The organism is Nostoc sp. NZL, from assembly GCF_015714705.1.
In the GTDB taxonomy this organism is placed as follows: domain Bacteria; phylum Cyanobacteriota; class Cyanobacteriia; order Cyanobacteriales; family Nostocaceae; genus Nostoc; species Nostoc foliaceum_A.
In genome coordinates this window covers 101,857-123,615 of sequence record NZ_WBKL01000171.1, presented here as the reverse complement: position 1 = coordinate 123,615, position 21,759 = coordinate 101,857, and the positions used below count along the sequence as shown (strand labels likewise).

The 21,759-nt window shown below is 42.6% G+C and carries 21 protein-coding genes; 6 read left to right on the top strand and 15 right to left on the bottom strand.

The window, feature by feature from the left end:
* Positions 1–161: 161 nt before the first annotated feature.
* A complete protein-coding gene (locus F8R90_RS25695; RefSeq protein WP_196513021.1) occupies positions 162–1,736 on the bottom strand; it encodes a CPBP family intramembrane glutamic endopeptidase in 1,575 nt (524 codons plus the stop codon).
* 134 nt (positions 1,737–1,870) lie between these two features.
* On the opposite strand from F8R90_RS25695, the gene F8R90_RS25690 reads away from it, so the two are divergent.
* On the top strand, positions 1,871–2,569 hold the full coding sequence (locus F8R90_RS25690) for a Uma2 family endonuclease (protein WP_196513035.1): 699 nt from the start codon (positions 1,871–1,873) through the stop codon (positions 2,567–2,569).
* Between the two features lie 260 nt (positions 2,570–2,829).
* Here F8R90_RS25690 and F8R90_RS25685 read toward each other — a convergent pair whose 3' ends face one another.
* Positions 2,830–3,129 carry a type II toxin-antitoxin system RelE/ParE family toxin gene (locus F8R90_RS25685; RefSeq protein WP_100900665.1) on the bottom strand — a complete coding sequence of 100 codons (300 nt, stop codon included), beginning with the start codon at positions 3,127–3,129 and terminating at the stop codon, positions 2,830–2,832.
* Positions 3,126–3,347, bottom strand: a complete 222-nt coding sequence (locus F8R90_RS25680; protein WP_196513020.1) for an addiction module protein — start codon at positions 3,345–3,347, stop codon at positions 3,126–3,128. The genes F8R90_RS25685 and F8R90_RS25680 overlap by 4 nt, the downstream gene beginning before the upstream one ends.
* A gap of 285 nt (positions 3,348–3,632) precedes the next feature.
* On the opposite strand from F8R90_RS25680, the gene F8R90_RS25675 reads away from it, so the two are divergent.
* The gene (locus F8R90_RS25675) at positions 3,633–3,914 is read left to right on the top strand and encodes a hypothetical protein (RefSeq protein WP_196513019.1); all 282 of its coding nucleotides are present in this window, start codon (positions 3,633–3,635) and stop codon (positions 3,912–3,914) included.
* Between the two features lie 53 nt (positions 3,915–3,967).
* Here the strand turns inward: F8R90_RS25675 and F8R90_RS25670 are convergent, their stop codons facing one another.
* From F8R90_RS25670 to sufB, 6 genes are all read right to left on the bottom strand, one after another.
* The gene (locus F8R90_RS25670; RefSeq protein WP_196513018.1) at positions 3,968–4,600 is read right to left on the bottom strand and encodes a Uma2 family endonuclease; all 633 of its coding nucleotides are present in this window, start codon (positions 4,598–4,600) and stop codon (positions 3,968–3,970) included.
* A gap of 58 nt (positions 4,601–4,658) precedes the next feature.
* A complete protein-coding gene (locus F8R90_RS25665) occupies positions 4,659–5,291 on the bottom strand; it encodes a Uma2 family endonuclease (protein ID WP_196513017.1) in 633 nt (210 codons plus the stop codon).
* A gap of 204 nt (positions 5,292–5,495) precedes the next feature.
* A complete protein-coding gene (locus tag F8R90_RS25660; RefSeq protein ID WP_196513016.1) occupies positions 5,496–6,758 on the bottom strand; it encodes a cysteine desulfurase in 1,263 nt (420 codons plus the stop codon).
* Positions 6,759–6,772: 14 nt separating this feature from the next.
* Positions 6,773–8,137, bottom strand: a complete 1,365-nt coding sequence (gene sufD, locus F8R90_RS25655) for a Fe-S cluster assembly protein SufD (RefSeq protein WP_196513015.1) — start codon at positions 8,135–8,137, stop codon at positions 6,773–6,775.
* Positions 8,137–8,928 (bottom strand): Fe-S cluster assembly ATPase SufC, encoded by a 792-nt coding sequence (gene sufC, locus F8R90_RS25650; RefSeq protein ID WP_196513014.1) that lies wholly within the window; start codon positions 8,926–8,928, stop codon positions 8,137–8,139. The genes sufD and sufC overlap by 1 nt, the downstream gene beginning before the upstream one ends.
* Positions 8,929–9,058: 130 nt before the next feature.
* Positions 9,059–10,498 carry a Fe-S cluster assembly protein SufB gene (gene sufB / locus F8R90_RS25645; RefSeq protein WP_196513013.1) on the bottom strand — a complete coding sequence of 480 codons (1,440 nt, stop codon included), beginning with the start codon at positions 10,496–10,498 and terminating at the stop codon, positions 9,059–9,061.
* Positions 10,499–10,739: 241 nt separating this feature from the next.
* Between sufB and sufR the strand changes: the two genes are divergently transcribed.
* Positions 10,740–11,423, top strand: coding sequence for an iron-sulfur cluster biosynthesis transcriptional regulator SufR (gene sufR / locus F8R90_RS25640; RefSeq protein WP_196513012.1), 684 nt, complete (start codon positions 10,740–10,742; stop codon positions 11,421–11,423).
* A 59-nt stretch (positions 11,424–11,482) separates the two neighbouring features.
* Positions 11,483–11,743 (top strand): hypothetical protein, encoded by a 261-nt coding sequence (locus tag F8R90_RS25635; RefSeq protein WP_196513011.1) that lies wholly within the window; start codon positions 11,483–11,485, stop codon positions 11,741–11,743.
* A gap of 181 nt (positions 11,744–11,924) precedes the next feature.
* Here the strand turns inward: F8R90_RS25635 and F8R90_RS25630 are convergent, their stop codons facing one another.
* The gene (locus F8R90_RS25630) at positions 11,925–12,254 is read right to left on the bottom strand and encodes a KGG domain-containing protein (RefSeq protein ID WP_196513010.1); all 330 of its coding nucleotides are present in this window, start codon (positions 12,252–12,254) and stop codon (positions 11,925–11,927) included.
* A 377-nt stretch (positions 12,255–12,631) separates the two neighbouring features.
* Between F8R90_RS25630 and F8R90_RS25625 the strand changes: the two genes are divergently transcribed.
* A complete protein-coding gene (locus F8R90_RS25625; protein WP_196513009.1) occupies positions 12,632–13,090 on the top strand; it encodes a YbhB/YbcL family Raf kinase inhibitor-like protein in 459 nt (152 codons plus the stop codon).
* 79 nt (positions 13,091–13,169) lie between these two features.
* Here F8R90_RS25625 and F8R90_RS25620 read toward each other — a convergent pair whose 3' ends face one another.
* Together F8R90_RS25620 and F8R90_RS25615 are read right to left on the bottom strand one after the other, a co-directional pair.
* Positions 13,170–13,805 (bottom strand): hypothetical protein, encoded by a 636-nt coding sequence (locus tag F8R90_RS25620; protein WP_196513008.1) that lies wholly within the window; start codon positions 13,803–13,805, stop codon positions 13,170–13,172.
* Positions 13,806–14,158: 353 nt separating this feature from the next.
* Complete coding sequence (locus tag F8R90_RS25615; protein WP_109009512.1) at positions 14,159–14,485, bottom strand: YbjQ family protein; 327 nt, start codon at positions 14,483–14,485, stop codon at positions 14,159–14,161.
* Between the two features lie 685 nt (positions 14,486–15,170).
* Between F8R90_RS25615 and F8R90_RS25610 the strand changes: the two genes are divergently transcribed.
* On the top strand, positions 15,171–15,851 hold the full coding sequence (locus F8R90_RS25610) for a tetratricopeptide repeat protein (RefSeq protein WP_190894007.1): 681 nt from the start codon (positions 15,171–15,173) through the stop codon (positions 15,849–15,851).
* Between the two features lie 2 nt (positions 15,852–15,853).
* Here the strand turns inward: F8R90_RS25610 and F8R90_RS25605 are convergent, their stop codons facing one another.
* From F8R90_RS25605 to F8R90_RS25595, 3 genes are all read right to left on the bottom strand, one after another.
* The gene (locus tag F8R90_RS25605) at positions 15,854–16,756 is read right to left on the bottom strand and encodes an ABC transporter ATP-binding protein (protein WP_196513007.1); all 903 of its coding nucleotides are present in this window, start codon (positions 16,754–16,756) and stop codon (positions 15,854–15,856) included.
* 106 nt (positions 16,757–16,862) lie between these two features.
* The gene (locus tag F8R90_RS25600) at positions 16,863–21,416 is read right to left on the bottom strand and encodes an ATP-binding protein (protein WP_196513006.1); all 4,554 of its coding nucleotides are present in this window, start codon (positions 21,414–21,416) and stop codon (positions 16,863–16,865) included.
* A 5-nt stretch (positions 21,417–21,421) separates the two neighbouring features.
* On the bottom strand, positions 21,422–21,679 hold the full coding sequence (locus F8R90_RS25595) for a helix-turn-helix domain-containing protein (protein WP_331000716.1): 258 nt from the start codon (positions 21,677–21,679) through the stop codon (positions 21,422–21,424).
* Positions 21,680–21,759 lie beyond the last annotated feature (80 nt).

Sequence of the window (21,759 nt, the reverse complement as noted above, 5' to 3'; positions counted from 1 at the left end):
ATGAGCGCAAAACGGAATTGTAATCCAATTCATGACAGCTAAAATGGTTCGGGAGGACAATTAAAATAATTCGTAATTCGTAATTCGTAATTCGTAAATTGTCCCTACTTATGGAGATGAAAGCAAATATTTTCGTTTTAAGCAACAGTAATGCCTTTGTGCTAATTACTACCTAAAACAAATAAGCTTAATAGTGTACCACTATTCCAGAGGCTGTGCAGAAGAATAGGAGCGAGGAGGTTTCGCGATCGCGTGTAAACTACCCCTAAAACGATCCCCAATGCGGTGAGGGGAAGAATTTCTGACAAGCTGAGGTGAGCGATCGCAAACAGTAAACTACTGATTAGAATCGATCCCCACACGGGTAAGTAACGAGTTAGAGAAGGTAACAAAAAGCCGCGAAATAGAATTTCTTCAAAAAATGGAGCTGCGATCGCTGCTGTAGAGAAAAATATTCCAAGTGCTATACCATCTTGACTTTCCAGGGCTAGTTGCAACAGGGGGTTACTACCACCCTGTCCTTGCCATAGCTGTTGATTAATTAAAGATACCACCACAACTATAGGTAAAGCCGCACAATAGCCTCCCAGTCCCCATAAAAACCACTTATCTTGAAAACGGAAGCGAAACCAAAATTCCGGTAGTGGGAAAAAGCGCTTAAGAGAAAAATACAGCACTAACAGCGCACCCGATGCTACCAATAAGTAACTAACTAAAACAGAAAAAGCCTGAAGTCGCACATCAGAGACGGGACGCGGGATAGGGAGTAAGGATAGGGCTAAAGGGACAAAAATTTGCCCCATGAAGAAAAAGCCGACGACAAAAACCTGCAAAATCGTTTCACCATCCCAAGGTGTTGACCAAGGGATATCAGCATTTTGAGCTAGTAACGAGGCTTTTCCTTTCAACAAGCGTTGAGCAAATAAGAAAATCAGCAATATTAGACCACTTAAAGCTGCCAATGTAGGAATAGTGCCAATAACCGCTAATTTCAACACTGCTTGAGCAGCAGATTCTTGTTGTGCAGCTTTAACTGCTGATAAAGCATCTTGTCGTTGCTGGAGTTGGTATAGCTGAACCAAAGCAGTAGAGCGAAACCAACCTTCTAAATTCTTTTGAATTCGTTCTTGAGAATTTTGGAGCAGACGGGGAGGATTGCTCCATAGTCCACTCAATACAGCTGCGGTTTCTCCAAACTCTGGATTAATATCTGAGCGTTGTTGTAATTCGCTCCAAGTTTTGAGAGCTGTATCCGTCTGTCCTTGCTGTGCTTGTAAAATTCCCAGCCGCAGGTCTAATTCAGCTAGTAATTTTTGTAATTGCTTAAAAGACTGCTCTAACTGTTGCTGTCCCTGTTTAGAGGTTTTAGTCGTGGGAGGAACGTCAGGTAGAGGTTTCGGAGGTATGGGAGTGATTTCAGGTTGAGAGCGTAATTGTGTAAGTTTATTGTTAACTTTATCCAAATTAGTTTGAACTGATTGACGCGCCTCCTGATACTGCTTTGTAGCGCTTTCCAGGGGTTGCTCACCAAGTATTGCTTCCCGAATCCCTTGGAGATTGTCATCGCTGCTATCTTCTGATTGCCAAGCTTGAGCTTGTAAAGCAATATTGGTTTGATATAGTTCCAGGCGACTTTGAAATTGAGGTTGTTGCCAACTACTGAATAAAGAGGAAACCGCCAACAGAACTGCTATCGGCGTCAGCACAAAAATTAAAACTAACCGCTTGAGTGTCATCTATCCACCTTTGACTAACCAGTGGGGAGCGCGTCCCCCTTGGGAATTATCGCAATAAAAAGTCAGAGGTGGATAGATATCATCAATATTATAAGTTTGCGATGTCTCCGACGAGCTACGCCTACGCACCCACCATGTTAAATTACAACCCATTGCACTGCTTACCCTCCGCCGAGGATCTTCCCGATTCTGACGATGAACCTGTGGATAATCAACTACAACATTTGATTCCTGGCTTGTTAGAAGCCATCTTAGCTTGGCTGTGGACAAGCCGGATGGATTGGTTTTTTGGCGTTGATATGGGCATATATTACGATCCCGAATTACCGCCGATTGTGCCTGATGGATTTTTAAGTTTAGGAGTCGAGCGAGTTTTTGATGAGAACTTGCGTTTAAGTTATGTGTTGTGGGAAGAAAAGGTGATGCCGATTATGGCATTAGAAGTTGTTTCTCACAGACGGCGTGGAGAATACACCAGCAAAAAGAAACTTTATGCTGAGATGGAGATTTTGTATTATGTTGTTTACAATCCCCAACGCCGGAGAAAACCACCTTTAGAAGTTTATCGCTTTGTAAATGGTGAATATGTATTGCAGCCAGGAAATTTAGTTTGGTTATCAGAGATAGGTTTAGCAATTGGTTATGAACGGGGAACCTATCAGGGAATTACACGGGATTGGTTATATTGGTATGACAAACAAGGAGTCAGATATTTAACACCAGAAGAACGTGCGATCGCTGCCGAACAACGCGCTACCACTGCTGAAGAACGCGCTCAAAGACTGGCACGAGAATTACGAAAGTTGGGGATTAATCCAGATTCTTTGAGTTGATTTTGTGGGTTGCGATCGCTTTGATTACACTCTTACTAATGATTTATCTTCTTCCCTTGTTCGCCTTTCTCTTGAGTTAGGATTCGCACCTGATAAGAGCCGATATCAGCCAATCTAGTAATCCTCACACATCATAAGAAAGATAATACTGGGTTAGAGAGTGAGGAAGCGATCGCTTTGATTACACTATTATTAATGGCTTATTTGAGAAAAGGAATTATAGATGGTTCAGGTGATTCTAAGCGATATCATCAAAGCGTTCAAATATTCCTGCTCTGCCATTGTTTAGGATTACGTTTGACGTGGTAACAAGCAATTACAGTGATGACATTTTCTTCTACAACATAAATAACACCATAGGGAAACCTACGTATTAATAATCGCCGCGCTTGTCGATACACCACTGGATAAGCTGAAGGGTTGCGTCCAATTAATGCTAAACAGCTATCAACTGCACGTACAAACTCCGAACCTACTCCAGAATCACGTTGTTCATACCATTCAAAAGCATCTTGAATATCCAGTTCTGCTTCTGGACTAATTATTAACTGATAGCTCATTCAGGTAAACCTAGTCTTTGCTTCACGGATTGCCAGGTTGAACCTTGGTTTGGGTTTTGGCGATGCATCTCCAAACGTCTATCTAATTCTTGTTTTTGCTCATCGTTGAGAGGAACTTCATCGGGTGTAGTAAGAATGCTGTCCCATAAGTCCTCGGCAAGCTGTATACGTTCAGATACACTTAGTTCAGAAATATCGACTTTTAATATGGGGTGCATGGTTGTTGTGAATGTAGTTGCTCAATATAATCTTATTTTAGATTAGAAATTACTTATTTTAGTCCCAATAAAGTAAAGCATCAAGTTTACCTGATTCGGTAAATATTCTAGCAACTAGTAAACAGTGCAGTAAGTCCATACACATCTACCTTAGATTAGTCAAATTTTAAGTCAAATATATTTATTTTGTGAGGATAGCTGTTACCCTATTCGCATTATCATAATAATCTTATAAAGTATAAAATACAACTTTATGCAATTCATTTTTGAGCGGAGAGTATGTTTATGTTGGAGAATATTATGTCTGCTATAAGATTTTTTATCCCTAATAGAATAGATGATGAAAGTAAAAGTATTACAATATTCAAACTAGCTATTGGAACTGCTGTTGGGTTCTGGCTAATTGCTATTGCTGTCGCAACTTTAACTAGTTTTTCTCAATTGGTTGTTGAAAAATTTGGTAGTTTTGAGATTAGTAATGCAACTATATATATTTTTATAGGAGTCTTTTTTGTATGGCTGACACTCACAAAAATTGGGACTAAAAAAGATGACCAGCAAACTTAGTACCATTAATTTAAGTGTAATTGTGGTAATCGCCAAGACAAATCATTAGCCAACTAACTTATCCTCTCCCGCGCCCAAGCGCGAAATGATTTAAGCAAAGTAATTTCCCCCATACTTTTACTTTGCTCAATAAATCTGCTTATCTCACTGACTGATACTATAGGGAAGGCAATACTAAACTTACACTCGACATATTGCCCTTCTATCAACTGATAAAACTTTAAATTTTGCCCATCATATCTCCAAAGTTCAGTTACACCCAACGCTGAATAAATCCCCAATTTGTTAACTGAACTGCTGGTAATGTCAATTTCAATTGCTAAGTCAGGCGGCGGATCATTTTCTAAATCTAAAGTTTGCTTACCCCTAATAGCTAGTTCATTCTGGATATAGTAGCAACTATCTGGTTCTATTCCCCGCTTTAATATTTTCCGCTTCAATGTTGTTGAACCAGCACTTCTCACTTCAATCCCTAATTCTTCAGCTAAAGCAATAATAAAATTACCAAAATTACTTTTGGGGTTTTCGTGTTCAAAAAGTGGAGTCATGATTTCTAAAACACCGCAATCATAAGCAAACCGAGAACCTCTATCTTCACCTGTATCTCTCAACAAGGCTTCAAAGGTTTCCCAGCTAATGTTATGTAGCACTGTTCTTTGTTCACCAACCGTTGACTTGACAAGCATATTAAAATAATTCGTAATTCGTAATTCGTAATTCGTAATTCGTAATTAATTCATGATTTTAAGCTATTTTTCCACGCACCCAAGCGCTGAAGGATTGCACCAAATCAATTTCATCCATAGTTTTACTTTGCTGGATAAATCTATTCATTTCACTAACAGAAATTAGCGGAAAAGCAATACTCGACTTAATTTCAATATATTCGCTTGCTACTAGTTGATAAAATTTTAAAATTTCACCATTATATCTCCACAATTCTCCAACACCTAAAGCCGCATAAATATTAAATTTATTAACAGAGCTGCTAGTTATATCAATTTCAACTGCTAAATCCGGTGCTGGGTCTGTTATTAAATCTAATTCTTGTTTACCTCTAATTAGTGGCTCATTTTGAATATAATAGCAACTATCGGGTTCTATTCCCTTGGCTATTGGTTTACGTTTTAATGTTGTAGAACCAGCACTTCTAATTTTAGTTTTTAATTCCACTGCTAAAGCGAATATCAATCGGTCAAACTGAATTTTAGGATTTTCGTGTTCAAAAAGTGGAGTCATGATTTCTAAAACACCGCAGTCGTAAGCAAACCTAGAGCCTCTATCCTCACCTGTATCTCTCAGTAAGGCTTCAAAAGTTTCCCAGCTAACGTTGTCTAAGACTGTTCTTTGTTCTGCAAGGGTTAATTTAACAAGCATATTACAATCCTTTTTCCATCAGGATGTTAGATAAAATCCCGATGATTTTACCTATGTCATTAATATAATACTCGCCCAAATCAATTTCAAGCACTTGCCCAATGAGCTTGAGAAACTTACACTCCAGATAATTAAAGTGTGCCAACTATTAGCAAGATATATTGCTGATATTTGGCACAATCAGGATCTAAATATTTTCTAACTTTAAGCAATGAAACCCGCAAAAAATTCCAAAGTTTCTTTCAGCGCTTTGATAAAAATATCAATTTCCTCGCGGGTGTTGTAGAAAGATAAACTTGCTCGTGCGGTTGCAGGAAGACCTAAGTAACGGTGTAATGGTTGAGTGCAGTGGTGTCCAGAACGGATGGCAACGCCTTCTTGATCTAATAATGTAGATAAGTCGTTGGCGTGAACTTCTCCGGCTGTAAAGGACGCAAGAGCGGCTCTACCTTCACCTTTTGCATTTGGTTTGGGGCCGTAAATTCTAATTTGGGGAATTTGCTCTAATTGTTGGAACAAATAAGCTGTTAATTCTGCTTCGTAGGCGTGGATTTTATCCATGCCGATATTGCTAAGATAATCGATCGCAGCACCAAGTGCGATCGCTTCCCCAATTGCAGGTGTACCGGCTTCAAATTTATGCGGTAATTCTGCATAAGTAGAATGGTCTAAATATACCTCTGCAATCATCTCACCACCACCGAAAAATGGTGGCATTGATTCTAACAATTCCAACTTGCCATACAGAAATCCTATCCCAGTTGGCGCACACATTTTATGACCGGATGCTACCAACCAGTCACAATCTATTTTCTGCACATCCACAGGATAGTGGGGGACACTTTGGCAAGCATCAACTAAGAATTTAGCACCGTATTTGTGAGCGATCGCAGCAATTTCTTCCACTGGGTTAATGCAACCCAACGTATTGGAAATATGCACCACCGACACCAATTTTGTTTTGTCAGAAATCAGCTTTTTAAACTGTTCTAAATCAAAAGTTTCTTCTGGTGTTAATTCTACAAATTTCAGTACTGCACCCGTTTTTTGTGCCACCAATTGCCAAGGCACAATATTACTGTGGTGTTCCATCACCGAGAGTATAATCTCATCTCCCGGCTGCAAATTGTTCATTCCCCAACTGTAGGCTACTAGGTTAATCGCCTCACTTGCGTTGCGGGTGTAAACGATTTCCTGACGCGATGCAGCATTGATGAAGTTGGCAACTTTGTCTCGCGCATATTCATAAGCATCAGTAGCTTTAGCGCTCAGGGTATGAGCGCCTCGATGCACGTTAGCATTATATTGCTCATAATAATCCCGCAGGGTATTTAATACAAATAAAGGCTTTTGCGATGTTGCAGCATTATCGAGATAAACCAGGGGTTTCTCGTTGACTTCCTGATGCAATATCGGGAAGTCAGCGCGAACTTTATCAGCAAGGGTTTTGGTAGGAGTGAAAGTCATTGGTAGATTAGTTATTACTCATTAGTCAGTGACTTAAGATTATTCACTGTGTTTAAAAGGATTTCTCGCAGAGAGGGAACTGGTATTTTGTTGATGACTTCAGCCGCGAAGGCGTTAATTAACAACTTCCGAGCATCGTTTTCATCAATTCCCCGGCTTTGCAGATAAAATATTTCATCATCTTCCAATTGGCTAACGGTAGCACCGTGAGCGCATTTGACATTATCCGCAGTAATTTCCAATTGGGGTTTGGTATCAACTCTGGCTTTCGATGATAGGAGCAAATTGCGATTCAACTGGGCTGCATTTGTCAACTGTGCTGGTTTGGGTACAAAAACTTTACCATTGAACACCGCATGAGCGCGATCGCCTACAATACATTTATGCAATTGGTCACTTGTACCGTGGGGATAGTTAAGTGCGATCGCACTGTGAGTATCAGACAACTGCTTACCAGAAATCACCGTCAACCCATTGAGAGTAGTTTGTGTCTGCTCGCCAGTTTGCAAAATCTCCAAATTATGCCGCGACAACTTCGCACCTAAAGTTATGGCATGACAAGTATATCGGCTATCACGAGCTTGTGCGATCGCAGTCTTGCCAATATGAAAAGCCTCTGCACCTTCCCACTCAACCCTAGTGTGGCTCACTTCGGCATTGTCAGCAATCCAAATTTCCGTAACTGCATTGGTGAAATATACTCCCTCTTTCTCTGCACCTTTGCGGTTCGTATACTCCTCAATCAAACTCACCTGCGAACCACTTTCCGCCACCACTAAACAACGCGGCTGCGAAATCGTCGCCGTCTCTCCCGCAACCGAAATAAACGCCAAATGAATTGGTGTCTCAACTACCACATTCTTCTTCACCCACACCACAGCTGCATCAGTTATCCCAGCCGTATTTAGAGCAGTAAAAACTTCCTGCGCTCCCTCAGCTTGAGCTAAATACTGCTGTACACCTTCCTGCTCAACCGCAGATAAGCCAGCCAAATTACTTACCACAATTCCAGATGGTAAATCTGAAACTGCTGATAACTCCGGTGCATAAACGCCGTTGACAAATACCAAACGACTATTAGCCGCTTCTGGCAAAATATCAAATTCTAGAGACGCGTAATTTCCCGTCTCTACATTAAATTGCACCTTTCGCAGAGACAACAAATCAGTAAATCGCCATTCTTCCTCGCGGGTGGTGGGAACAGTCGAGTGGCGTACCCAATTAGCAGCACTTTGGCGTAATTCCTGCAACCAACCTTCTGTTTTATTTGCCGTTACTTGATTTAACAACCCAGCCAGATAATCATCTCTATCTAACATCGATGTCAAACTGACTGCATTTGAATTAGGTATTGGACTAGGAGATACTTGAATACTCATTACACGCCCACCTCAGCAGCTGCAAATTCTTCTAGCACCCAGTCATAACCGCGAGATTCTAATTTCAGCGCCAATTCCTTACCACCACTCGTAATAATCTGCCCTTGTGCCATCACATGCACAAAATCAGGCACAATATAATCAAGTAATCGCTGATAATGAGTAATCAAAATTGTGGCATTTTCTGGACTTGCCAGTTGATTTACTCCATTCGCCACAATTCTGAGCGCGTCAATATCCAAACCCGAATCTGTTTCATCCAAAATTCCCAACTTTGGTTCTAGCAGCGCCATTTGCAGGATTTCATTCCGCTTTTTCTCGCCACCAGAAAACCCTTCATTCAAACTGCGACTGAGAAAACTGGGATTCATCTTCACCACATCCAGCTTTTCCTCAATCAAATCGTCAAAATCAAAGGCGTCTATTTCCTCTAAACCTTGCGCCTTGCGACGGGAATTGTACGCCACCCGCAAGAAATCCAAATTGCTCACACCGGGAATTTCTAATGGATACTGAAACGCCAAAAATACACCGCTTCTAGCGCGTTCTTCCGGTTCCAATTCCAGGAGATTTTGCCCTTGGAAAATCACTTCACCGCCAGTTACCTCATACGCTGGATGTCCTGCCAATACCTTAGAAAAGGTACTCTTACCAGAACCATTCGGCCCCATAATCGCATGAATTTCACCCGATCGCACATCCAGATTCACACCTTTAAGAATCGGTGTCCCATCAACATTAGCCGTCAGATTCTTTACTGACAGCACAATTTCACTATTTTCAATAATCATGTTTTCTCTCTTCTTTTTTGGTTCGTAGTCAGCACTTTAGTGCTGGAGAAAAGCGTTTAAGTGCTGACTACAAGCGTTAATTTTTTCGGTTCCTAGCAAGTTGACAGCACTGAAGTGCTGACTACAAGCGCTATCCAACACTGCCTTCCAACTTCAAACTCAACAACTTATCAGCTTCCACTGCAAACTCCATTGGTAGCTGATTGAAAACATCCTTACAGAAGCCGCTAATCATCATTGAAATAGCATCTTCTGAAGAAATACCTCGTTGAGCGAAGTAAAATAACTGATCTTCCCCAATCTTGGAAGTAGAAGCTTCATGCTCCACCTTCGCAGTGTTGTTTTGCACCTGGATGTAGGGGAAAGTATTCGCATGAGCATTATCCCCAATCAGCATTGAGTCGCACTGAGAATAATTTCTCGCCCCTTTAGCCGTCGGATTGACTTTCACCAAACCCCGATAGCTATTACTAGAATTACCTGCGGAGATTCCTTTAGAAATAATTGTGCTGCGGGTATTCTTACCTACGTGAATCATCTTGCTGCCGGTATCGGCTTGCTGCTGATGATTTGTCAGCGCTACCGAATAGAACTCACCCACAGAGTTATCACCCACCAAAACACAGCTGGGATATTTCCAAGTAATTGCCGAACCTGTTTCTACTTGAGTCCAGGAAATCTTGGAATTTACGCCCTGACACAAACCGCGCTTGGTGACAAAGTTGTAAATACCGCCTTTACCGTTAGCATCGCCAGCGTACCAGTTTTGGACGGTGGAATATTTAATTTCGGCGTTGTCGAGGGCGACGAGTTCCACAACGGCGGCGTGCAGCTGGTTGCTGTCATACATCGGTGCGGTGCAACCTTCGAGGTAAGAAACATAACTACCTTCTTCGGCGACAATCAAAGTCCGCTCAAATTGTCCCGTGTCACCAGAGTTGATGCGGAAGTAGGTAGACAGTTCCATTGGGCATTTTACGCCTTTAGGAATATAGACAAAAGAGCCATCGCTAAATACTGCGGCGTTCAAGGCGGCAAAATAATTGTCAGCGATGGGAACAACGCTACCTAGATATTTTTTAATTAATTCTGGGTGTTCTTGTAACGCTTCCGAAAACGAGCAGAAAATAACGCCATCTTCCGCTAGTTTTTCTTTAAATGTAGTGGCGACAGAAACGCTATCGAAAATTGCATCGACGGCGACGTTTGCCAGTCGCTTCTGTTCAGATAAAGAAATGCCTAATTTCTCGAAGGTTTCTAAAAGGGTTGGATCAACTTCATCCAAGCTATTTAGTTTGTCTTTCTTGCGTTTCGGTGCTGAGTAGTAAATGATATCCTGATAATTAATTGGCGGATACTTGACATTCGGCCAAGTTGGTTCCGTCATTTTTTGCCACTGGCGATAAGCTCTGAGGCGAAAGTCCAGCATGAACTGCGGCTCGTTCTTCTTAGAGGAGATCAAGCGAACAACGTCCTCATCTAGTCCACGCGGAATAGTGTCGGCTTCAATGTCGGTGACAAAGCCGTACTTGTAGGGTTGGTTGACTAAGGTTTTGACAGTGGCACTCATCAGTAATAATCTCTCGTGTTCGGAACTCTTTTAGGATGGGAGGCGGGCTGTTGCTAACCGATTCTCATCTCCAGTTACGGAATGGTTACACGGCTGCTAGAATAGTGGTGGAGAGTAAAACAACAGCTTTGTTGTTTAATGTATCTTCATTTTACGCTAAATTAACAACAACAATGTTGTCAAAGTCAAATTTTCAAAGAAATTTTTGGGACGTTCGCTGAACGCCTCGCACCAAATGAAGATGGCGACTACCCACCAGTCCTCAACCAAGCAAGATATCCTTGAGTATCTGCACAAACACGAAAAAGCAACGGCTTTAGAGCTAGCTGAAGTTTTAGACGTTACCCCCCAAGCGATTCGTCGCCATCTCAAAGATTTGGAGACGGAGGAGCTAGTTTTGTATTCTACATCAGTGCAAGTAGCGGGGATGGGGCGTCCGCAACACCTTTATCAACTGAGTCGTCAGGGGCGTGATCGCTTGCATCGAACAATGAGCGATCGCTTTGGTGATGGCCATGGAAATTTTGCGGTTTCGTTGCTAGATACTTTAGCGGAAACGGTAGGAGACGACCAATTCAAATCGATTTTAGAGAAGCAGTGGCAGCGCAAAGCCCAAGAATATCGCGATCGCGTGGGTAACGGTTCATTGCGAGAACGTGTAGCCAACTTAGTAGAATTGAGAAAAGCTGAAGGCTTCATGGCGGAGTGTCACCCTGTTGATGTGAATGACTCCTTTGAGTGCGATCGCTTCATCTTAATGGAGCATAACTGTGCCATTTCTAACGTTGCCGAGTCTTTCCCCAGCATCTGTGGTCACGAATTAGAAATGTTTGCAGCCGTATTACCAGATTGTACCGTAGAACGCACCCACTGGATTATTGATGGTCAACATCGTTGTGGCTATTTGGTACAAGCTCGTCATTAGTCATTTATCTTTTTTTAATAACTAATGCCCAATGCACAAATAAATTTGAGATAGCGTTTATGGACTTACCACCACAACAACCATCAGCACAATTTTTAACCCTGGAAGAGTCATCAAAAGTAGACGCCGCTTTGTTGTCTTCTCCAGAAAAGTTTTTAACAAGATTAACAATTTCATCACTTAAGCTTTTGAAGCATATCGCCCAAGAGTATGATGTTGCTATTGAAGATTTGACAGCACAACAAGTAATTGCTTGGTTTGAAAAAGACGGTAAGATCCGCCGTGAAAAGGGAATTGAAGGTTCATATCTGAAATGGTAATTTTTGGTAGTAAAGTTTGCATTTCATTGAATTAAAAAGAATAGCCATGTAAAATATCCCGCTTCTAAAAAACATTTCTGTTGTTTAGAAGCGGGATATTAACAGATAAAATATGTTGGCAATTTTGCCTAAACCCCAATATTAAAGCGAGAACCTTTTAAATGCCAGACGATGAGTCTATTTATTTATTTTTGTGACTCTGCCGCCCAGCCTTAGAATGTTGTTCTGGTGTGCCTCCTTGGGTACCCTTTTCTTCACTGTCGGCATCATCGCTATCTTGTTTCCGACCGCCACTGTGGGAACTCTTGCCACCCTCACGACCGATTTCAGCCATGTGTTCTCTATCCTGACTCACAGTTTCACCACCTTTGTGCCCAGCCTCACGAGCTTCTTCCGATGTAAACTCGTGGGCAGTACCCTTCTCATGGGCAGCTTGTCCGCCCTTGCTTGCTATTTCGCGCTGCTTGTCATCATCCATAGAAGCAAAACCACGTTTGCTTGTGTCTGCCATGACAGTACTCCTTGTAATTAACTAGAGTTTTTGGCTTTTTCAGCAAGTCCAAACCGATATCAGTTTTCGATTTCATCAATTCATTGACTTTTCAAATTTAGCTACCAAATCTTCTCTATTCATGGCTCTTTAGAAAGAAATATTAAGGGCTAATGCTTAACTTTGGATATACAACTAAAGTTAGTCTTTGCTATATAAAAAAGGAGAAATTAATGCATTATGGAGAATGAATATATGAATTAAAGCCCGCGTAGTAGTACTTTGCTAGCTAGTTTTGGGAGTTTTTAGTAAGGACTAAATTACTTACTACGAACTGGCTCACCCAGCAATTTCAACTTGACAGACTAGTAGTGGAAATCCCAAAAAGAGGTAAAACTATGAAATTGGAAAGCAGTGTCTTTGAGGCTAATGATTTAATTCCTGCTAAATACACCTGTGACGGTGAAGATATTTCCCCACCCATCGTCTGGGATGAAGTTCCCATAGAAACAGAAAGCATAGTATTAATTGTTGATGACCCTGATGCACCCGGACGGACATTTGTTCATTGGGTTGTTTACGACATTCCAGCGACAGTTCGCCAATTACCAGAACATATAGCGACTGTAAAAACTCTACCCAATGGCGGAGTCCAGGGAAAAAATGATTTTGGCAAGTTTGGTTACGGTGGGCCATGTCCACCCAGTGGCATTCATCGCTACTTTTTCAAACTTTATGCCATAGATAAAAAGTTGGGTTTATCAGCAGGGGCTAGCAAAAACCAACTTTTAGCAGCAATTGATAGTCATATTTTGGCAACGGCAGAATTAATTGGACGCTACAAACGCCAGTCTTAAATAATCAACAAAAAGCACCTTGAAAAAGGTGCTTTAATTTAAAATAAATAACATAACATTTGATTTTTCAGACAATTCTTTAAGCAGTGTAATTGTTAGCCCGGGGACTGCGAGCACCAGCTACGGCTCCCATCATTGCGGCTACTAAACCCAATAAGGAACCAAATACAAACCACCACAATCCCGAACGTACATTTGCTGCAATCTCACGAGCTTGCTGAGCAGTTACGTTTGTTTGGGGTATGTTGGGGGTAGTACCTTGCTGTTGTACCTGATTTATTACTTCCCCGGCGTTGGAAGCAGCAACACCAAAAGCACCCGATACTCCACTTGCAAATAGCCACGAGCTAACTGCCAAAGTCGTTGCCCAAAGAATTGCGCCATTAAGAAGAGCTGTATTGCGGTTCATCGGGCCACAAGCACGCGCTGTAACCCATCCACCAGTAAATAGAGAAATTAGTAAAGCGATCGTTGACCAAAGTCCTGCATTACCCGCAGCATTAGGAGCAATTGTTCTGGGTGCACCTGAACCTTCAACTGCGCCTGCGGCAACAGCACCAATTATAGCGCTTAAAATTAATTGAGTGGCTAAAGAAATCAACAAACCAGAAATAATAGGTCCCCAGCGAACAAGATCATGATATTCAGCTACTCGTCCTGCTACCACAGGCTCAGTAGGAATAACGTCATTACCTGTCCGATTTACGTATGACATAGTTTATGTTCTCCAGTGCTGTTTCAGCAAAGTTTCTCTCAAGGTATATTCATGTTTATGCTTAAAATTAAATAGCTAAATCACCTGTTTTTATATCTATCAATAGAAATAGTTAACGAATCTATCTTTAGTAATAAAAAACAAACAGATTGGAAAAAATTAATCAACTTCAGTATTTATTTATGATTCGATGGTTTTTGCAGAGATTTTCCACAGATTTTTTTAAGTTAAATTATATTTATTAACTTCCATAATAATCTAGCTTGGGTTTTCAAAACAATTAGACTCAATACAAAACTTTGTAACCCTTCTTAAAAAAGAATAAAAAAGTAATATATACAGCCAATAAAAAATTAACGCATCTTTACAGCAGTACCTGTGGCAGTAATCAGCAAAAGAACTCCTGACTGGTCAATATTGATTGTGCCAGTATCAATTTCAATCCCAATCACAGCATTTGCTCCTAAGCGTTGTGCTCGTTGTTCTAATTCTTCTAATGCCTTACGTTGACCCTGCTCAAATAGACGTTCATAGCTACCAGTGCGTCCACCGATAATATCTCGAATACCAGCCAAAAAATCCCGCAAGAAATTGCTGCCATAGACTACTTCTGCTGTCACAATGCCTAAATATGACTCAATAACGGCTCCTTGAATCACATCAGTGGTAGTTATAATCATAAATTAGCCTCCCAGATAGCATATAGGTTAATATTTATTATTCAGAATACACATAAAAAACTAGTCTGTGTTGATACAAGTTTGATAAACATCCTCTCACACAAGTTTAGATTGCGATCGCTTCCAGCGGGAGCGAAGTAACATCGCAAATTCGCTCTCATTGATAGTATCCTGCCGACTAAAAACTAGAATTTGAAGGAACATTTTACTTGTTAAATTGATCTTACCTTGTAATGACCAAAAAAGGGTGTAAACGCCTGGATTGCAGATTTATAAAGGGTAGTATAAAAGACTATAAATGTAAGAGAAATTGGATACAGAGTCAGCAAATTATTAAATTAAATAACAAACAGTAATGAATGTTAAACCCTCTGAGATTAGCGCATCGCCTCTCTAAGATTAAGTTAGATGCCTGTTAGATTTTTCTAAATGACACGTAGAACTACTGATCTAAAAAGTGTCATTTTTCTATTCTACTGATTTATATGTAGGGTCACTTCATCTGAACTTGATATCTTACACTTTATTATTCAGTAAAAACTCTGTAATATAGTGCTGATTGTAAAGGAAAGAGTGGATGAACTATTAACATCTTAATCAATGCGAGGAAATACAGTTTTCAAAAGTCCATATTTTTGTTTTAATGTACAAGAAAAAAGTCCTCTAAAATTTCAGGAAATTTACTGTGTACAAGCCAACATCATTTGTGTTGAGTGTGGTGTTATTAGGATGTTTTGCCTTCACTATACCTTCAGTAGTTCAGGCTCAGGTATTAGTGGCACAAGGCAAAAACCCAGAGTTAAAGCAACTACTAGAAGAAGGACGGAGGTTAGTGGATACTGGCGATTATGGTGGTGCGATCGCAGTTTATCAGCAAGCAGCTAGGCTAGATCCCAAAAATGCTAAAATTCATTCAGGTATTGGCTACTTATATGCTCAACAGGGAAATTACCAGGCGGCATTAACAGCTTATCGTCGTGCGATCGCCATCAACCCTAACAATAGTGATTTTTACTACGCCGTGGGTTACATCAAAGCCAATTTGGGCGACACACCTGGGGCAAAGGAAGGCTACCGTCGTGCCATACAGCTGAACCGTAACAACGTTAATGCCTATTTAGGATTGGCTGTGACGCAATCGCGTATGGGAGACTATACTGCTGCTACCTGGGCATATCAACAAGCAATCGACTTGGATAAGAACAACGCCCAGACTTATGAGTTAATGGGTTCGATGTATAAACAGCGGCGACAAACCAAACAAGCCAACAGCTTGCTTCAGAAAGCGCGTGACTTGTACAAGCGGCGCAATGACTCAGAAGGGGTGGACAGAGTAGAAGCCATGCTACGACAGTTAGGAGGATGAGGTTAATCTAACTGGCGTCCCGTTAATTCCACAAAAATATCTTCCAGGTTGGAGGGACGCACCATCATTCCGGTTTTATCGGGCTGTTCATTCAAGTAGATGTTCGCTTCTTCTAGAGATGGGAAAAACAAATATTCCCAGCTACGGGCGCTATCACTTCCCACTTCAGACACACCCAATTGCTTCATCACCAAACCTTCACCGTGAACGGAACGGAGCTGTTGTAAAGTTCCTAAAGAAATCAGCTTACCGCTATCCATAATACCGATGCGTCCTGGCTTGGTAGAGCCAAAGGCATCGCACAAAAATTCGACCTCATCCATATAATGGGTCGTCAGTAGCATCGTCATCCCCTGCTTATTCAAATCTCGAATAATTTCCCAGAGGCGTCGCCTGGTTTGGGGGTCTAGTCCTACCGTTGGTTCATCCAAAAACAGAATTTGCGGTTGATGCAATAAAGCTCTCGCAATCTGCAATCGTCGTTTCATACCCCCAGACAGGGTTTTTACCAAATCATCACGTTTTTCTGCTAGCTCAACATACTCTAGCCATTGATTAATTAGTTTTTGGCGCTGTGGGTTGCTAATGTGATGTAGCCTCCCATGCAGTTCCATGTTTTCCCAAACGCTTAAATCGTTATCTACACTTACTTGCTGCAAGACTACGCCAATACTCTGTTTTGCCAGCATTGCTTGGCTCGTCACATCATATCCACCTACTTCTATCCTTCCTTGGGAGGGTTTCGTTAGTGTAGTCAGCATCCGAATCGTGGTTGATTTACCTGCACCGTTTGGGCCGAGTAGAGCAAATATTTCCCCAGCTTCAATTTGGAATGACAGGTCATTGACTACAGGTACATTGTTGTAAAACTTGTAGACGTTTTCTATAAAGACAGCAGCAGTCATAGTCAATTTGCTCCAATTAAAAATTTAAAATCACCAAAGTTTTTATGTCGCAAGCCGATCCACCCTGCGGGAAGCCGCAGAAGGGTCTCCATACTTATCTTGAAATTTAATTTCTCTTGGCGATTATATCTAGAATGACTGCAATTAATGCGTCTGGGTCTATTGGCTTTGCAAGGTGCTGCTGAAATCCGGCGGCTAGAGCTTGTTGGCGATTAACTTCTCCAGCATAAGCCGAGAGGGCTAAAGCCAAAATTTGCCCACCTTGTTGGGGTGGCATTGCTCGAATTTGTCGAATCAGCATATAGCCATCCATCTCTGGCATCCCAATGTCACTCAACAAAATATCTGGTGGCGATTGCTCTACCGCTTGCAGTGCTTCTATTGCCGATGCCGCAATAGTTACCTCTGCTCCCGCCTGTTCAAGGGCAAAGCCCAAAAAATCACGGATATCTACATCATCATCTACGATTAGTAACCGTATTCCTGTCAAAGTCGAAGTGTTAAAAGCCAAAAATGACGAGTCAGCTTCTGCTTGATGGCTAGAACCTTGTGCTTTCATCAAGGGAAACCTAACCTTAAAGATGGTTCCCTGTCCTTCTCCAAGACTGTCTACTTGAACAGTACCTCCATGCAGCTCAACTAGATGACGCACAATTGACAACCCTAACCCTAGTCCGCCAAACTTCCTAGTTGTTGTCGCATCTGCCTGACGAAAGGATTCAAACACATAGGGCAAAAAATCAGGATTAATACCTTTGCCCATGTCGCTAACAGTAATTTGAGCCTGCGAGTCTTGGCACTCTAACCGAATTTCAACCCGTCCACCAGCGAAACTAAATTTGACAGCGTTAGTAAGCAAATTCCAAATCACTTGCTGTAAACGAGCAGAATCTCCCAAAATCTGCCCAATATTTGGGTCAAATACTCTCTGAATTTGAATTGACTTCGCTTCTGCTGCTAAACGCACGGTTTCAATAGCCGCTTCAATCGTCGATGCCAAGTTAACAGGAGCCATTTCTAAATTGAGTTTGCCAGACAAAATGCGAGAGACATCTAACAAATCTTCAATTAATTGTGCTTGGAGTTTGGCATTGCGCTCGATTGTTTCCAAAGCAATAGCCGTTTTTGCGGCATTTAATGTTCCATTGCGAAGCAACCTAGACCAACCCAGAATAGGATTGAGGGGCGATCGCAATTCATGTGATAGCACTGCCAGAAACTCATCTTTAATCCGATTTGCTGTCTGAGCTTGTTCACGTGCAGTTTGCTCACGCAAAAAAAGTTGTTCGCGTTCAGCTTCCACTTGCTTTTGCTTTGTAATATCGCGTGAGACGACTAAGAGTTGTGCAATAATTCCTGATGCATTTTGGACGGAAGTAACAATTACATCCCACCACTTCGGCTTACCCTTTGCTGTGGCACAGTAGCCCTGAAATTGACCAACATTACCTATTTTGGCTGCGGCGATCGCCGCTTTTGCATTTTCTTGGTCTTCGCCTTCCCATAAACTAATCCACTCGGCGTTAAGAAAGGACGCAGGATCATCAATTTCTAGAAGATGCAGCCCGCCTTGATTCAAGTAGAGTATCCGCCCATCTAACGTTAAAACTTTGATACAATCATGACTGCTGTCCAAAATTCGTTGCTTTAACTCTTCACTTTCTCGCAGGGCTGCTTCGGCAAGTTTGCGTTCGCTGATATCCTTGAAAAGGACAGCGACTTGTCGCTGCTGCGGCTGCCCAATACGGAATGCATAAACGTCGAACCAACGTTGTAGGGCAACAGCGCGATTCTCAAAGCGAATCGGTTCGCCCATCATCGCGACTTTGCCGTAAATTTCAAACCAATGCTTTTCATGATTCGGAGCTAGATCGCGTATCCTTTTGCCTTGTGCGTCTTTGAGTCCCGTTTGTTTCTCAAAGGACGGATTGATTTCTAAAAAGCGGTAATCGTTCGGCGTGTTGTTTTCATCAAACAGCATTTCGATCACGCAAAATCCTTCGTCAATGGACTCAAACAGCGTTCGATAGCGTTCCTCAGATCGGCGTAAGGCTGATTCTGCAAGTTTTCGCTCACTGATATCTGTGCAAGTGCCATACCAGCGAATGATTTGACTGTTTTCATTGAGCATCGGTAAAGCACGGGTGAGATGCCAACGATAGGTTCCATCTGCCTGTCTCAAGCGATGTTCAACCTCGTAGCTCGTGCCCATTTGAGCGGCTTGAGTCCACACCGAGATAGTATGTTCTCGCTCCTCTGGATGAATGAGATTCTGCCAACCGAACCCCTGGATTTGCTCTAGTGTCAACCCAGTGTAGTCAAGGCAGCGGGGGCTATAATAATCTACCCAACCAATTGCATCAGCCGTCCAGACCATTTGCGGAATGGATTCAGCCAGAAAACGAAAACGTTGCTGACTCGCAGCAAGGCGCACTCGTCCTAACTCTAGATTGGCGGCGACTCGTGCCAGTAATTCCCGTCGGCTGAATGGCTTCACTAAATAATCATCTGCCCCAGACTCCAATCCTTCGACTGCCGATTCTTCTCCAGCCCGTGCAGACAGTAGCAGAATGGGAATTTCGCGCGTTCTTAAATCAGCCCGTAACTGCCGCAGCAACTCAATGCCATCCATTCCTGGCATCATGACATCGCTGAGGATCAAATTAGGCGGATCGTTGTATGCGGCAGCTAAAGCAGTTTCACCTTCAATTGCCACATCTACTTTGTAGTACTCGCTAAGAATCCGTCGCAAATAATTCCGCATATCGGTGTTGTCATCCACCAATAGAATCCGGGCAGAAGAAACAGGGGAAAATTCTTCCTCTTCAAGAGTTTCTTTCGGGAGCCACCCTAAAGCTTCCTCAACATAAGACATGGCTCCAGAAAGAGTAGAAGCACTGCTTTGACTAGTGTTGAGGCAATCTAGGGGTAAGTGAGCCGTTCCAGTTGGCAATTGGACAGTAAAGGTACTGCCTTGACCAAAGGTGCTGTCAACGGTAATTGTCCCACTATGCATCTGGACTAATTCTTGCACTAACGACAGCCCAATGCCTGTACCCTCAAAGGTACGACCTTTGACACCCTTAACTCGATAAAACCGCTCAAATAACCGGGGAACCTCATCTGCCGGAATCCCAGTACCTGTATCACGCACTACCAATGACACCATCATGCCAACCGGGCGCAAAGCAACTGCAATCTCTCCAACAAAGGTGAACTTCAATGCATTGGAGAGCAGATTTAACACAATCTTCTCCCACATTTCGCGATCTACGTAAACCGGTTCTACTAGGGGAGGACAATCCACAATTAATTGCAGTCCCGCGGAGTCAGCGGCAGACTGGAAAATACTTGCCAGTTCTGCGGTATACGTGGCTAAATCGATTGGCTCATAGCTAGCTGTCGTGCGTCCGGCTTCAATGCGCGAGAAATCTAACAGTGTATTGACTAGCTTCAGCAACCGTGTGCCATTGCGCTGCACCATCTCCAATTGTGCTTGCGCTTTGGCTGGAAGAATTCCGTTTAATTCGGTTAACGTCTCTTTCAGTGGCGACAGCATCAGCGTTAAGGGAGTGCGAAATTCGTGGCTGATGTTGTTGAAGAAAGTCGTTTTAGCTCGATCCAGTTCTGCTAATGCTTCCAACCGCTTGCGTTCTTCTTCATAAGCACGGGCATTAGCGATCGCGATCGTCATGTTGCCTACCAGCAAATCGAAGAACTTTCGGTACTCCTGCTCAAAAGCCCGGTGGGGATTGATGCCCAATACCAGCAATCCAACGATTTGTTGTTGTCCACCTGGGATCAGCGGCACGACCCAAGCAGCACACGGAGGCTTGTCCCAAGCTCCTGTGGGCAAAGTCCCAAACCGAGTTGTCAAATCATCGACTATCGTTGCTTTCCGCTTCTGGTAAACTTGTCCGAGTTTCCATGCATCGCTCTGTTGAGTTAAGTTCACTCTCGATGGAGTTGCTCCTGTTTGCTCGATTGGAGTGGTTCCAACCAGCTTTGCACTGCTGCCGTCTGCCTCTACCTGATACAGCATCGCAAACGGGATGTCATGAGAATTGGTTGCTAAGGCTTGAATTGCAGACAGGCAAGCCGCTTCCACGGTCTTTGCTTTAGCTGTTTCGCTACTTAGTAAGCTCAGAGTTTGTAAACGGCGATCGCCTAGTACTCGTCCTGTTGTTTCACTAACAATGCAAAAAACTCCGCCAACATTCCCGCTTTCATCTCGCACGGGGTCGTAGGAGACATCGAAGTAAGTTTCCTCAATGTAACCGTATCGATTCAGGAAAAATAAATAATCTTGCGCCCAGAATGCAACTCCTGTTGTCACAACTCCCTTGAGCAAAGGTTCTATAACATTCCAGACTTCGCTCCACACTTCATGGGCAGGGCGGCCGAGCGCCCAGACATGTTTTGACGCAAGGGCAGGGCGATAGGCATCGTTATAAAGCGTGATTAATTCCGAACCCCAGAAGAGGCAAATCTGAGCTTTAGAAGCCAGCAAGATGCTAATGGCACTCCGTAAGCTCTGGGGCCAATCAGCCACATAACCTAAGGAAGTCTGCGACCAATCGAGCGATCGCATCAGGCTGCCAATTTCGCCACCTTCAATAAAAACACTGTTAACAGCTATACCTTCTCCTTCAGGTGCCATTGCTGCTAGTCCTGATTCCTAAAGTATTTGGCTAACAGGTTTTCACCGGGTTTTCCCATCTCATGTAACAATCTTTCAATCTGCTGGAGCGCTAGGGAAATTGGTCTGTTTCGTCCATTCTCCCATCGATTGACACTCTGAAATGACACACCGATTTTGCTGGTCAACTCAACTTGAGACAGTTGCAATAGCTGTCGAGCTTCCCGAATCAACGCTGCAATTTTTACATCTTCCAAGGCTGCCATCGAGTTGGGCTTCTTCACTTAAACTGTCTAGACTATAACAGATGTGATAAGTGCAAAAATATCTGTAAATAGAGTATATTGCGAATGGTATCCAAACC

What these genes read in the sequence shown, in the direction of transcription:
- F8R90_RS25695 (WP_196513021.1), bottom strand. Translation starts at nt 1,736, where the DNA reads ATGACACTCAAGCGGTTAGTTTTAATTTTTGTGCTGACGCCGATAGCA.
- F8R90_RS25690 (WP_196513035.1), top strand. Translation starts at nt 1,871, where the DNA reads ATGTTAAATTACAACCCATTGCACTGCTTACCCTCCGCCGAGGATCTT.
- F8R90_RS25685 (WP_100900665.1), bottom strand. Translation starts at nt 3,129, where the DNA reads ATGAGCTATCAGTTAATAATTAGTCCAGAAGCAGAACTGGATATTCAA.
- F8R90_RS25680 (WP_196513020.1), bottom strand. Translation starts at nt 3,347, where the DNA reads ATGCACCCCATATTAAAAGTCGATATTTCTGAACTAAGTGTATCTGAA.
- F8R90_RS25675 (WP_196513019.1), top strand. Translation starts at nt 3,633, where the DNA reads ATGTTGGAGAATATTATGTCTGCTATAAGATTTTTTATCCCTAATAGA.
- F8R90_RS25670 (WP_196513018.1), bottom strand. Translation starts at nt 4,600, where the DNA reads ATGCTTGTCAAGTCAACGGTTGGTGAACAAAGAACAGTGCTACATAAC.
- F8R90_RS25665 (WP_196513017.1), bottom strand. Translation starts at nt 5,291, where the DNA reads ATGCTTGTTAAATTAACCCTTGCAGAACAAAGAACAGTCTTAGACAAC.
- F8R90_RS25660 (WP_196513016.1), bottom strand. Translation starts at nt 6,758, where the DNA reads ATGACTTTCACTCCTACCAAAACCCTTGCTGATAAAGTTCGCGCTGAC.
- sufD (WP_196513015.1), bottom strand. Translation starts at nt 8,137, where the DNA reads ATGAGTATTCAAGTATCTCCTAGTCCAATACCTAATTCAAATGCAGTC.
- sufC (WP_196513014.1), bottom strand. Translation starts at nt 8,928, where the DNA reads ATGATTATTGAAAATAGTGAAATTGTGCTGTCAGTAAAGAATCTGACG.
- sufB (WP_196513013.1), bottom strand. Translation starts at nt 10,498, where the DNA reads ATGAGTGCCACTGTCAAAACCTTAGTCAACCAACCCTACAAGTACGGC.
- sufR (WP_196513012.1), top strand. Translation starts at nt 10,740, where the DNA reads ATGGCGACTACCCACCAGTCCTCAACCAAGCAAGATATCCTTGAGTAT.
- F8R90_RS25635 (WP_196513011.1), top strand. Translation starts at nt 11,483, where the DNA reads ATGGACTTACCACCACAACAACCATCAGCACAATTTTTAACCCTGGAA.
- F8R90_RS25630 (WP_196513010.1), bottom strand. Translation starts at nt 12,254, where the DNA reads ATGGCAGACACAAGCAAACGTGGTTTTGCTTCTATGGATGATGACAAG.
- F8R90_RS25625 (WP_196513009.1), top strand. Translation starts at nt 12,632, where the DNA reads ATGAAATTGGAAAGCAGTGTCTTTGAGGCTAATGATTTAATTCCTGCT.
- F8R90_RS25620 (WP_196513008.1), bottom strand. Translation starts at nt 13,805, where the DNA reads ATGTCATACGTAAATCGGACAGGTAATGACGTTATTCCTACTGAGCCT.
- F8R90_RS25615 (WP_109009512.1), bottom strand. Translation starts at nt 14,485, where the DNA reads ATGATTATAACTACCACTGATGTGATTCAAGGAGCCGTTATTGAGTCA.
- F8R90_RS25605 (WP_196513007.1), bottom strand. Translation starts at nt 16,756, where the DNA reads ATGACTGCTGCTGTCTTTATAGAAAACGTCTACAAGTTTTACAACAAT.
- F8R90_RS25600 (WP_196513006.1), bottom strand. Translation starts at nt 21,416, where the DNA reads ATGGCACCTGAAGGAGAAGGTATAGCTGTTAACAGTGTTTTTATTGAA.